Source organism: Enterobacter sp. 5-4 (assembly GCF_000612205.1).
Taxonomy (GTDB): domain Bacteria; phylum Pseudomonadota; class Gammaproteobacteria; order Enterobacterales; family Enterobacteriaceae; genus Enterobacter; species Enterobacter roggenkampii.
On record NZ_JFHW01000003.1, the window covers coordinates 1 to 12,481 of the forward strand.

Annotated in this window: 9 protein-coding genes; all 9 read left to right on the plus strand. The window is 52.6% G+C overall.

Annotated elements, in window-relative coordinates:
* On the plus strand, positions 1-114 hold a 114-nt coding region (locus AA74_RS1000000122530), incomplete at its 5' end, for an elongation factor Tu (RefSeq protein WP_000607214.1).
* A gap of 229 nt (positions 115-343) precedes the next feature.
* Positions 344-727 carry a preprotein translocase subunit SecE gene (gene secE / locus AA74_RS0101100; RefSeq protein ID WP_003862342.1) on the plus strand — a complete coding sequence of 128 codons (384 nt, stop codon included), beginning with the start codon at positions 344-346 and terminating at the stop codon, positions 725-727.
* Position 728: 1 nt separating this feature from the next.
* Positions 729-1,274 (plus strand): transcription termination/antitermination protein NusG, encoded by a 546-nt coding sequence (gene nusG / locus AA74_RS0101105; protein WP_003862341.1) that lies wholly within the window; start codon positions 729-731, stop codon positions 1,272-1,274.
* 155 nt (positions 1,275-1,429) lie between these two features.
* A complete protein-coding gene (rplK, locus tag AA74_RS0101110) occupies positions 1,430-1,858 on the plus strand; it encodes a 50S ribosomal protein L11 (RefSeq protein ID WP_008503452.1) in 429 nt (142 codons plus the stop codon).
* A gap of 3 nt (positions 1,859-1,861) precedes the next feature.
* A complete protein-coding gene (gene rplA / locus AA74_RS0101115) occupies positions 1,862-2,566 on the plus strand; it encodes a 50S ribosomal protein L1 (RefSeq protein WP_006810530.1) in 705 nt (234 codons plus the stop codon).
* Between the two features lie 291 nt (positions 2,567-2,857).
* Positions 2,858-3,355, plus strand: coding sequence for a 50S ribosomal protein L10 (gene rplJ / locus AA74_RS0101120; protein WP_003862338.1), 498 nt, complete (start codon positions 2,858-2,860; stop codon positions 3,353-3,355).
* Positions 3,356-3,421: 66 nt separating this feature from the next.
* Positions 3,422-3,787 carry a 50S ribosomal protein L7/L12 gene (gene rplL / locus AA74_RS0101125; RefSeq protein ID WP_002445276.1) on the plus strand — a complete coding sequence of 122 codons (366 nt, stop codon included), beginning with the start codon at positions 3,422-3,424 and terminating at the stop codon, positions 3,785-3,787.
* A 319-nt stretch (positions 3,788-4,106) separates the two neighbouring features.
* Entirely contained in the window at positions 4,107-8,135 is a 4,029-nt protein-coding gene (gene rpoB / locus AA74_RS0101130; protein ID WP_008503453.1) for a DNA-directed RNA polymerase subunit beta, read from the plus strand.
* A gap of 76 nt (positions 8,136-8,211) precedes the next feature.
* Positions 8,212-12,435, plus strand: a complete 4,224-nt coding sequence (rpoC, locus tag AA74_RS0101135) for a DNA-directed RNA polymerase subunit beta' (RefSeq protein WP_008503454.1) — start codon at positions 8,212-8,214, stop codon at positions 12,433-12,435.
* Positions 12,436-12,481: the final 46 nt, after the last annotated feature.

Sequence of the window (12,481 nt, forward strand, 5' to 3'; positions counted from 1 at the left end):
AAGATGGTTGTGACGCTGATCCACCCAATCGCGATGGACGACGGTCTGCGTTTCGCAATCCGTGAAGGTGGCCGTACCGTTGGCGCGGGCGTGGTTGCTAAAGTTCTCGGCTAATTGCTGATAACATTTGACGCAATGCGCAATAAAAGGGCATCATTTGATGCCCTTTTTGCACGCTTTCACGTCAGAACCTGGCTCATCAGTGATTATTTTTGTCATAATCATTGCTGAGACAGGCTCTGCAGAGAGCGTATAATTCGAAAAGCGAATTAGCATTTCGATTTGGTTTGCCTCGCAATCGCGGGGTGAAAATGTTTGTAGAATACTTCTGACAGGTTGGTTTATGAGTGCGAATACCGAAGCTCAAGGGAGCGGGCGCGGCCTGGAAGCGATGAAATGGGTAGTAGTAGCCGTTCTGCTGATCGTAGCGATTGTCGGCAACTACCTTTATCGTGACATGATGCTGCCGCTACGCGCGCTTGCAGTGGTAATTCTGATTGCTGCAGCGGGTGGTGTCGCGCTGTTGACGACGAAAGGCAAAGCGACCGTCGCTTTTGCTCGCGAAGCGCGTACCGAAGTCCGTAAGGTAATTTGGCCGACTCGCCAGGAAACATTGCACACCACGCTGATCGTAGCGGCGGTTACCGCTGTAATGTCACTGATCCTGTGGGGACTGGATGGTATTCTGGTTCGCCTGGTATCCTTTATCACTGGCCTGAGGTTCTGAGATGTCTGAAGCCCCTAAAAAGCGCTGGTACGTCGTTCAGGCGTTTTCCGGTTTTGAAGGCCGCGTAGCAACGTCGCTGCGTGAGCATATCAAATTACACAACATGGAAGAGTTATTTGGCGAAGTTATGGTTCCGACCGAAGAAGTGGTCGAGATCCGTGGCGGCCAGCGTCGCAAAAGCGAGCGCAAATTCTTCCCGGGTTACGTGCTGGTTCAGATGGTGATGAACGACGCGAGCTGGCACCTGGTGCGCAGCGTACCGCGCGTGATGGGCTTTATCGGCGGCACGTCTGACCGTCCGGCGCCAATCAGCGACAAAGAAGTGGATGCGATTATGAACCGCCTGCAGCAGGTTGGTGATAAGCCGCGTCCGAAAACGCTGTTTGAACCGGGTGAAATGGTTCGTGTTAATGACGGTCCGTTTGCTGACTTTAACGGCGTCGTTGAAGAAGTGGACTACGAAAAGTCCCGCCTGAAAGTTTCTGTATCTATCTTCGGTCGTGCGACCCCGGTAGAACTGGACTTTGCGCAGGTCGAAAAAGCCTAAGCAGCGATCAAAAAAGCGACGATTTAATCGTTGCACAGGGCGCGAGATTGGAATACAATTTCGCGCCTTTTGTTTTTATGGGCCCGGCCCGTAAAACGAATTTTATTCACGGGGAGCCTCACTGAGGCGCTATTACCCAATCAGAGGATTTTAGAATGGCTAAGAAAGTACAAGCCTACGTCAAGCTGCAGGTTGCAGCTGGTATGGCGAACCCAAGTCCACCAGTTGGTCCAGCTCTGGGTCAGCAGGGTGTGAACATCATGGAATTCTGTAAAGCGTTCAACGCAAAAACGGAATCCCTGGAAAAAGGTCTGCCAATCCCAGTCGTAATCACTGTTTACGCTGACCGTTCTTTCACTTTCGTTACCAAAACCCCTCCTGCAGCAGTTCTGCTGAAGAAAGCGGCTGGTATCAAGTCTGGTTCCGGTAAACCGAACAAAGACAAAGTGGGTAAAATTTCCCGCGCTCAGCTGCAGGAAATCGCGCAGACCAAAGCTGCCGACATGACTGGTGCCGACATTGAAGCGATGACTCGCTCAATCGAAGGTACTGCACGTTCCATGGGCCTGGTAGTGGAGGACTAAGAAATGGCTAAACTGACCAAGCGCATGTCCGTGATCCGTGACAAAGTTGATGCGACCAAACAGTACGACATCAACGAAGCTATCGCTCTGCTGAAAGAACTGGCAACTGCTAAGTTCGTTGAAAGCGTTGACGTTGCCGTTAACCTGGGCATCGACGCGCGTAAATCCGATCAGAACGTTCGTGGCGCAACTGTACTGCCACACGGTACTGGCCGTTCCGTACGTGTAGCTGTATTTGCTCAGGGTGCAAACGCTGAAGCTGCTAAAGCTGCCGGCGCTGAACTGGTAGGTATGGAAGATCTGGCTGATCAGATCAAGAAAGGCGAAATGAACTTTGACGTTGTTATTGCTTCTCCAGATGCAATGCGCGTTGTTGGCCAGCTGGGCCAGGTTCTGGGTCCACGCGGCCTGATGCCAAACCCGAAAGTGGGTACTGTAACCCCTAACGTTGCTGAAGCGGTTAAGAACGCTAAAGCAGGTCAGGTTCGTTATCGTAACGACAAAAACGGCATCATCCACACCACCATCGGTAAAGTGGACTTTGACGCTGACAAACTGAAAGAAAACCTGGAAGCTCTGCTGGTTGCGCTGAAAAAAGCAAAACCAACTCAGGCGAAAGGCGTGTACATCAAGAAAGTTAGCATCTCCACCACCATGGGTGCAGGTGTTGCAGTTGACCAGGCTGGCCTGAGCGCTGCTGCAAACTAATGCCTTTACGTGGGCGGTGATTTTGTCTACAATCTTACCCCCACGTTTGCTAACGAAAGTTAGCGGCTAAAAGAATTGTTCGTTGGAGCCTGGCCTAATCCAGGCCTCCGTCGAAGACCGCAGGTGTTTCGCAAGAGACTTAATCCCCTGCGTAGACGGTGACAGAACGCTAAGATTATTTTTGGATACTCTGGCTTGTTTCTGCTCACCGTATTAAGACGCTCTTTCCGTTGGGGAGAGTGAAGTGAGTTCCGGAACATGAGTTCCGGCAAACATCCAGGAGCAAAGCTAATGGCTTTAAATCTTCAAGACAAACAAGCGATTGTTGCTGAAGTCAGCGAAGTAGCCAAAGGCGCGCTGTCTGCAGTAGTTGCGGATTCCCGTGGCGTTACTGTAGACAAAATGACTGAACTGCGTAAAGCAGGTCGTGAAGCTGGCGTATACATGCGTGTTGTTCGTAACACCCTGCTGCGCCGCGTAGTTGAAGGTACTCAGTTCGAGTGCCTGAAAGACACGTTTGTTGGTCCGACCCTGATTGCATACTCTATGGAACACCCGGGCGCTGCTGCTCGTCTGTTCAAAGAGTTCGCGAAAGCGAATGCAAAATTTGAGGTCAAAGCTGCAGCCTTTGAAGGTGAGTTGATCCCGGCATCGCAAATCGATCGCCTGGCAACCCTGCCGACCTACGAAGAAGCAATTGCACGCCTGATGGCAACCATGAAAGAAGCTGCGGCTGGCAAACTGGTTCGCACTCTGGCTGCTGTACGCGATGCGAAAGAAGCTGCTTAATCGCAGTTATCTTTATAAAGCATTTGCTTACGTATAAACTTATTCTGATTTTCAGGAACAATTTAAATGTCTATCACTAAAGATCAAATCATTGAAGCAGTAGCAGCTATGTCCGTAATGGACGTTGTAGAGCTGGTTTCTGCAATGGAAGAAAAATTCGGTGTTTCTGCTGCTGCTGCTGTAGCTGTAGCTGCGGGCCCGGCTGAAGCTGCTGAAGAAAAAACTGAATTCGACGTAATTCTGAAAGCTGCTGGCGCGAACAAAGTTGCTGTTATCAAAGCAGTACGTGGCGCAACTGGCCTGGGTCTGAAAGAAGCTAAAGACCTGGTAGAATCTGCTCCAGCTGCGCTGAAAGAAGGCGTGAGCAAAGACGACGCAGAAGCACTGAAAAAATCTCTGGAAGAAGCTGGCGCTGAAGTTGAAGTTAAATAAGCCAACTTTTCTGGTTGCAGCCTAAGTCATTAGGCTGATGGCTGGTGACTTTTTAGTCACCAGCCTTTTTGCGCTGTAAGGCATCAGTAGCATTTCACACTGTTTGACTGCTGATTGTCCTGACAATGCTTGTTTCTATCGACGACTTAATATACTGCGACAGGGTGCTCGCTCTGTGTAAATCGCAATGAAATGGTTTAAGCGTGATAGCAACAGGTATTGCGGAAAGTATTCAATTTTCCGGTCCACAAAATGGTGTTGCACAAACTGTCCCTTCGTCGGACAGATGGGTCGACTTGTCAGCGAGCTGAGGAACCCTATGGTTTACTCCTATACCGAGAAAAAACGTATTCGTAAGGATTTTGGTAAACGTCCACAAGTTCTGGACATTCCATATCTCCTTTCTATCCAGCTTGACTCGTTCCAGAAGTTTATCGAGCAAGATCCTGAAGGGCAGTACGGTCTGGAAGCAGCCTTCCGCTCCGTGTTCCCGATTCAGAGCTACAGCGGTAACTCCGAGCTGCAGTACGTCAGCTACCGCCTTGGCGAACCGGTGTTTGACGTTCAGGAATGTCAGATCCGTGGCGTGACCTATTCCGCACCGCTGCGCGTGAAACTGCGTCTGGTGATCTACGAGCGCGAAGCGCCGGAAGGCACCGTAAAAGACATTAAAGAACAAGAAGTCTACATGGGTGAAATTCCACTCATGACGGACAACGGTACTTTCGTTATTAACGGTACTGAGCGTGTTATCGTTTCCCAGCTGCATCGTAGCCCGGGCGTCTTCTTCGACAGCGATAAAGGTAAAACGCACTCTTCCGGTAAAGTACTGTATAACGCACGCATCATTCCTTACCGTGGTTCCTGGCTGGACTTCGAGTTCGATCCAAAAGACAACCTGTTTGTCCGTATCGACCGTCGTCGTAAACTGCCTGCAACCATCATTCTGCGTGCACTGAACTATACCACTGAGCAGATCCTGGACCTGTTCTTTGAGAAAGTGATCTTTGAAATCCGCGACAACAAGCTGCAGATGGAGCTGGTGCCGGAACGTCTGCGTGGTGAGACCGCGTCGTTCGACATCGAAGCCGACGGCAAAGTGTATGTGGAAAAAGGTCGCCGTATCACCGCGCGCCACATCCGCCAGCTGGAAAAAGATGATATCAAACACATCGAAGTTCCGGTTGAATACATTGCAGGAAAAGTAGCCGCGAAAGATTACGTTGATGAATCAACTGGCGAGCTGATCTGCCCGGCTAACATGGAGCTGAGCCTGGATCTGCTGGCTAAGCTGAGTCAGGCTGGCCACAAACGTATCGAAACGCTGTTCACCAACGATCTGGACCACGGTCCGTACATCTCTGAGACTGTACGCGTCGACCCAACCAACGATCGTCTGAGCGCGCTGGTTGAAATCTACCGCATGATGCGTCCTGGTGAGCCACCAACTCGCGAAGCGGCTGAAAGCCTGTTCGAGAACCTGTTCTTCTCCGAAGACCGCTACGATCTGTCCGCGGTTGGTCGTATGAAGTTCAACCGTTCTCTGCTGCGCGACGAAATCGAAGGTTCCGGTATCCTGAGCAAAGACGACATCATCGAAGTGATGAAGAAGCTCATCGATATCCGTAACGGCAAAGGCGAAGTGGACGACATCGACCACCTCGGCAACCGTCGTATCCGTTCCGTAGGCGAAATGGCGGAAAACCAGTTCCGCGTTGGCCTGGTACGTGTAGAGCGTGCGGTGAAAGAGCGTCTGTCTCTGGGCGATCTGGATACCCTGATGCCTCAGGATATGATCAACGCCAAGCCGATTTCTGCAGCAGTGAAAGAGTTCTTCGGTTCCAGCCAGCTGTCTCAGTTCATGGACCAGAACAACCCGCTGTCTGAGATTACGCACAAGCGTCGTATCTCTGCACTCGGCCCTGGCGGTCTGACCCGTGAGCGTGCAGGCTTCGAAGTTCGAGACGTACACCCGACGCACTACGGTCGCGTATGTCCAATCGAAACGCCTGAAGGTCCAAACATCGGTCTGATCAACTCCCTGTCCGTGTATGCACAGACAAACGAATACGGTTTCCTCGAGACCCCGTACCGTAAAGTGACCGACGGTGTTGTTACCGACGAAATTCATTACCTGTCTGCTATCGAAGAAGGCAACTACGTTATCGCTCAGGCGAACTCCAACCTGGATGACGAAGGCCACTTTGTAGAAGATCTGGTTACCTGCCGTAGCAAAGGCGAATCCAGCTTGTTCAGCCGCGACCAGGTTGACTACATGGACGTATCCACCCAGCAGGTGGTATCCGTCGGTGCGTCCCTGATCCCGTTCCTGGAACACGATGACGCCAACCGTGCATTGATGGGTGCGAACATGCAACGTCAGGCCGTTCCAACTCTGCGTGCTGATAAGCCGCTGGTTGGTACCGGTATGGAACGTGCTGTTGCCGTTGACTCCGGTGTTACTGCAGTTGCTAAGCGTGGCGGTACTGTTCAGTACGTGGATGCCTCCCGTATCGTTATCAAAGTTAACGAAGACGAGATGTACCCGGGCGAAGCAGGTATCGACATTTATAACCTGACCAAATACACCCGTTCTAACCAGAACACCTGTATCAACCAGATGCCTTGCGTATCTCTGGGTGAGCCAGTTGAGCGCGGCGACGTGCTGGCAGACGGTCCGTCCACCGACCTCGGTGAACTGGCGCTCGGTCAAAACATGCGCGTAGCGTTCATGCCGTGGAACGGTTACAACTTCGAAGACTCCATCCTCGTCTCCGAGCGTGTGGTTCAGGAAGATCGTTTCACCACCATCCACATTCAGGAACTGGCGTGCGTGTCCCGTGACACCAAGCTGGGGCCAGAAGAGATCACTGCTGACATCCCTAACGTGGGTGAAGCTGCGCTCTCCAAACTGGATGAATCCGGTATTGTTTACATCGGTGCGGAAGTGACCGGCGGCGACATTCTGGTGGGTAAGGTTACGCCGAAAGGTGAAACCCAGCTGACGCCAGAAGAGAAACTGCTGCGTGCCATCTTCGGTGAGAAAGCGTCTGACGTTAAAGACTCTTCTCTGCGCGTACCAAACGGTGTTTCCGGTACGGTTATCGACGTTCAGGTCTTCACTCGTGATGGCGTTGAGAAAGATAAGCGTGCGCTGGAAATCGAAGAGATGCAGCTCAAACAGGCTAAGAAAGACCTGTCTGAAGAACTGCAGATCCTCGAAGCGGGTCTGTTCAGCCGTATCTATGCGGTGCTGGTTGCCGGTGGCGTTGAAGCTGAGAAGCTCGACAAACTGCCACGCGATCGCTGGCTGGAACTGGGCCTGACCGACGAAGAGAAACAAAATCAGCTGGAACAGCTGGCTGAGCAGTATGACGAACTGAAACACGAGTTCGAGAAAAAACTCGAAGCGAAACGCCGCAAAATCACTCAGGGCGACGATCTGGCACCAGGCGTGCTGAAGATTGTTAAGGTCTATCTGGCTGTTAAACGTCAGATCCAGCCTGGTGATAAGATGGCAGGTCGTCACGGTAACAAGGGTGTTATCTCTAAGATCAACCCGATCGAAGATATGCCGCACGATGCTAACGGTACGCCGGTAGATATCGTACTGAACCCACTGGGCGTACCGTCTCGTATGAACATTGGTCAGATCCTGGAAACTCACCTGGGTATGGCTGCGAAAGGCATCGGCGACAAGATTAACGCCATGCTGAAACAGCAGCAGGAAGTCGCGAAACTGCGCGAATTCATCCAGCGTGCCTACGATCTGGGTACCGACGTGCGTCAGAAAGTCGACCTGAACACCTTCAGCGATGAAGAAGTGCTGCGTCTGGCAGAGAACCTGCGCAAAGGTATGCCAATTGCAACGCCGGTATTCGACGGTGCAAAAGAAGCTGAAATTAAAGAGCTGCTGCAACTGGGTGGTCTGCCAACGTCTGGTCAGATTACGCTGTTTGACGGCCGTACCGGTGAACAGTTCGAACGTCCGGTAACCGTAGGTTACATGTACATGCTGAAACTGAACCACCTGGTCGACGACAAGATGCACGCTCGTTCTACCGGTTCTTACAGCCTGGTTACTCAGCAGCCGCTGGGTGGTAAGGCACAGTTCGGTGGTCAGCGCTTCGGGGAGATGGAAGTGTGGGCGCTGGAAGCATACGGCGCGGCATACACCCTGCAGGAAATGCTCACCGTTAAGTCTGATGACGTGAACGGTCGTACTAAGATGTATAAAAACATCGTGGACGGCAACCATCAGATGGAACCAGGCATGCCAGAATCCTTCAACGTACTGTTGAAAGAGATTCGTTCGCTGGGTATCAACATCGAACTGGAAGACGAGTAATTCTCGCTCAAACAGGTCACTGGTGCCGGGTTAACCCCTGGCACCGGATTGTGCTAACTCCGACGGGAGCAAATCCGTGAAAGATTTATTAAAGTTTCTGAAAGCGCAGACTAAAACCGAAGAGTTTGATGCGATCAAAATTGCTCTGGCTTCGCCAGACATGATCCGTTCATGGTCTTTCGGTGAAGTTAAAAAGCCGGAAACCATCAACTACCGTACGTTCAAGCCTGAGCGTGACGGCCTTTTCTGTGCGCGTATTTTCGGGCCAGTAAAAGATTACGAGTGCCTGTGCGGTAAGTACAAGCGCCTGAAACACCGCGGTGTGATCTGTGAGAAGTGCGGCGTTGAAGTGACCCAGACCAAAGTGCGCCGTGAGCGCATGGGCCACATCGAGCTGGCGTCTCCGACTGCTCACATCTGGTTCCTGAAATCACTGCCGTCCCGTATCGGTCTGCTGCTGGATATGCCGCTGCGTGATATCGAACGTGTTCTGTACTTCGAATCTTATGTGGTTATCGAAGGCGGGATGACGAACCTGGAACGTCATCAGATCCTGACTGAAGAGCAGTATCTGGACGCGCTGGAAGAGTTCGGTGACGAATTCGACGCGAAGATGGGTGCGGAAGCTATTCAGGCTCTGCTGAAGAGCATGGATCTGGAGCAAGAGTGCGAGCAGCTGCGTGAAGAGCTGAACGAAACCAACTCCGAAACCAAGCGTAAAAAGCTGACCAAGCGTATCAAACTGCTGGAAGCGTTCGTTCAGTCTGGTAACAAGCCAGAGTGGATGATCCTGACCGTTCTGCCGGTTCTGCCGCCAGATCTGCGTCCACTGGTTCCGCTGGATGGTGGTCGTTTCGCAACGTCCGATCTGAACGATCTGTATCGTCGCGTGATCAACCGTAACAACCGTCTGAAACGTCTGCTGGATCTGGCTGCGCCGGACATCATCGTACGCAACGAAAAACGTATGCTGCAGGAAGCGGTAGATGCCCTGCTGGATAACGGTCGTCGCGGTCGTGCGATCACCGGTTCTAACAAACGTCCTCTGAAATCTTTGGCCGACATGATCAAAGGTAAACAGGGTCGTTTCCGTCAGAACCTGCTCGGTAAGCGTGTTGACTACTCCGGTCGTTCTGTAATCACCGTAGGTCCATACCTGCGTCTGCATCAGTGCGGTCTGCCGAAGAAAATGGCACTGGAGCTGTTCAAACCGTTCATCTACGGCAAGCTGGAACTGCGTGGCCTGGCCACCACCATCAAAGCCGCTAAGAAAATGGTTGAGCGTGAAGAAGCTGTCGTTTGGGATATCCTGGACGAAGTTATCCGCGAACACCCGGTACTGCTGAACCGTGCACCAACCCTGCACCGTCTGGGTATCCAGGCATTTGAGCCAGTCCTGATCGAAGGTAAAGCGATCCAGCTGCACCCGCTGGTTTGTGCGGCCTATAACGCCGACTTCGATGGTGACCAGATGGCTGTTCACGTACCGCTGACGCTGGAAGCCCAGCTCGAAGCGCGTGCGCTGATGATGTCTACCAACAACATCCTGTCTCCAGCGAACGGTGAGCCAATCATTGTTCCTTCTCAGGACGTTGTACTGGGTCTGTACTACATGACCCGTGACTGTGTTAACGCCAAAGGCGAAGGCATGGTGCTGACTGGCCCGAAAGAAGCTGAGCGTATTTATCGCGCTGGCCTGGCCTCTCTGCATGCGCGCGTTAAAGTGCGTATCACCGAATACGAAAAAGATGCAAACGGCGAATTCGTTGCGAAAACCAGCCTGAAAGACACGACCGTTGGCCGTGCCATTCTGTGGATGATCGTACCGAAAGGTCTGCCTTTCTCCATCGTCAACCAGGCGCTGGGCAAGAAAGCGATCTCCAAAATGCTGAACACCTGTTACCGCATTCTGGGCCTGAAGCCGACCGTTATCTTCGCTGACCAGACTATGTACACCGGCTTTGCTTATGCAGCGCGTTCAGGTGCATCTGTTGGTATCGATGACATGGTCATCCCAGAGAAGAAACACGAGATCATCTCTGAAGCGGAAGCTGAAGTTGCTGAGATCCAGGAGCAGTTCCAGTCTGGTCTGGTTACCGCGGGCGAACGCTATAACAAAGTTATCGATATCTGGGCAGCGGCGAACGATCGTGTATCCAAAGCGATGATGGACAACCTGCAGACCGAAACCGTGATTAACCGTGACGGCGTAGAAGAGCAGCAGGTTTCCTTCAACAGCATCTACATGATGGCCGACTCCGGTGCGCGTGGTTCTGCAGCACAGATTCGTCAGCTGGCAGGTATGCGTGGTCTGATGGCGAAGCCAGATGGCTCCATCATCGAAACGCCAATCACCGCGAACTTCCGTGAAGGTCTGAACGTACTCCAGTACTTCATCTCCACGCACGGTGCGCGTAAAGGTCTGGCGGATACCGCACTGAAAACCGCGAACTCCGGTTATCTGACGCGTCGTCTGGTAGACGTTGCGCAGGATCTGGTTGTGACCGAAGACGATTGTGGCACCCTCGAAGGTATCACCATGACCCCGGTTATCGAGGGTGGTGATGTTAAAGAGCCACTGCGCGATCGCGTACTGGGTCGTGTGACCGCGGAAGACATCCTGAAGCCGGGCACCGCAGACATTCTGGTTCCACGCAACACCCTGCTGCACGAACAGTGGTGTGACCTGCTGGAAGCGAACTCTGTTGACTCCGTGAAGGTGCGTTCCGTTGTATCCTGTGACACCGACTTTGGTGTATGTGCGCACTGCTACGGTCGTGACCTGGCGCGTGGCCACATCATCAACAAAGGTGAAGCCATCGGCGTTATCGCGGCACAGTCCATCGGTGAGCCGGGTACACAGCTGACGATGCGTACGTTCCACATCGGTGGTGCGGCATCTCGTGCGGCTGCTGAATCCAGCATCCAGGTGAAAAACAAAGGTAGCATCAAGCTCAGCAACGCGAAATCGGTTGTGAACTCCAGCGGTAAACTGGTTATCACTTCACGTAACACCGAGCTGAAGCTGATCGACGAATTCGGTCGTACCAAAGAGAGCTATAAAGTGCCTTACGGTGCGGTTATGGCGAAAGGTGATGGCGAGCAGGTTGCCGGCGGTGAAACCGTTGCAAACTGGGATCCACACACCATGCCGGTTATCACCGAAGTAAGTGGTTTCATCCGCTTCACTGACATGATCGACGGCCAGACCATTACTCGTCAGACTGACGAGCTGACCGGTCTGTCTTCTCTGGTGGTTCTGGATTCTGCTGAACGTACTACCGGCGGTAAAGATCTGCGTCCTGCACTGAAAATCGTTGATGCTCAGGGTAATGACGTTCTGATCCCAGGTACCGATATGCCTGCGCAGTACTTCCTGCCGGGTAAAGCGATTGTACAGCTGGAAGATGGCGTACAGATCAGCTCTGGTGACACCCTGGCGCGTATTCCTCAGGAATCCGGCGGTACCAAGGACATCACCGGTGGTCTGCCACGCGTTGCGGACCTGTTCGAAGCACGTCGTCCGAAAGAGCCGGCAATCCTGGCTGAAATCAGCGGTATCATCTCCTTCGGTAAAGAGACCAAAGGTAAGCGCCGTCTGGTTATCACTCCAGTAGATGGCAGCGAACCGTACGAAGAGATGATTCCTAAGTGGCGTCAGCTCAACGTGTTCGAAGGTGAACGCGTAGAACGTGGTGACGTGGTTTCCGACGGTCCAGAAGCGCCGCACGACATCCTGCGTCTGCGTGGTGTGCATGCTGTTACTCGTTACATCGTTAACGAAGTACAGGACGTATACCGCCTGCAGGGCGTTAAGATTAACGATAAACACATCGAAGTTATCGTTCGTCAGATGCTGCGTAAAGCAACCATCGAAAACGCGGGCAGCTCCGAGTTCCTCGAAGGCGAGCAGGTGGAATACTCACGCGTCAAGATCGCTAACCGCGAACTGGAAGCGAACGGCAAAATCGGTGCGACCTTCTCGCGCGATCTGCTGGGTATCACCAAAGCGTCTCTGGCAACCGAGTCCTTCATCTCTGCAGCATCGTTCCAGGAAACGACTCGTGTCCTGACCGAAGCCGCTGTTGCAGGTAAACGTGATGAACTGCGCGGTCTGAAAGAGAACGTTATCGTGGGTCGTCTGATCCCGGCTGGTACCGGTTATGCGTACCATCAGGATCGTATGCGTCGTCGTGCTGCAGGCGAACTGCCAGCTGCACCGCAGGTTACTGCTGAAGATGCATCCGCGAGCCTGGCAGAACTGCTGAACGCAGGTCTGGGTGGCTCCGACAACGAGTAATCGTTGAGTCGCTAATAAAAAACCCGCTTCGGCGGGTTTTTTTATA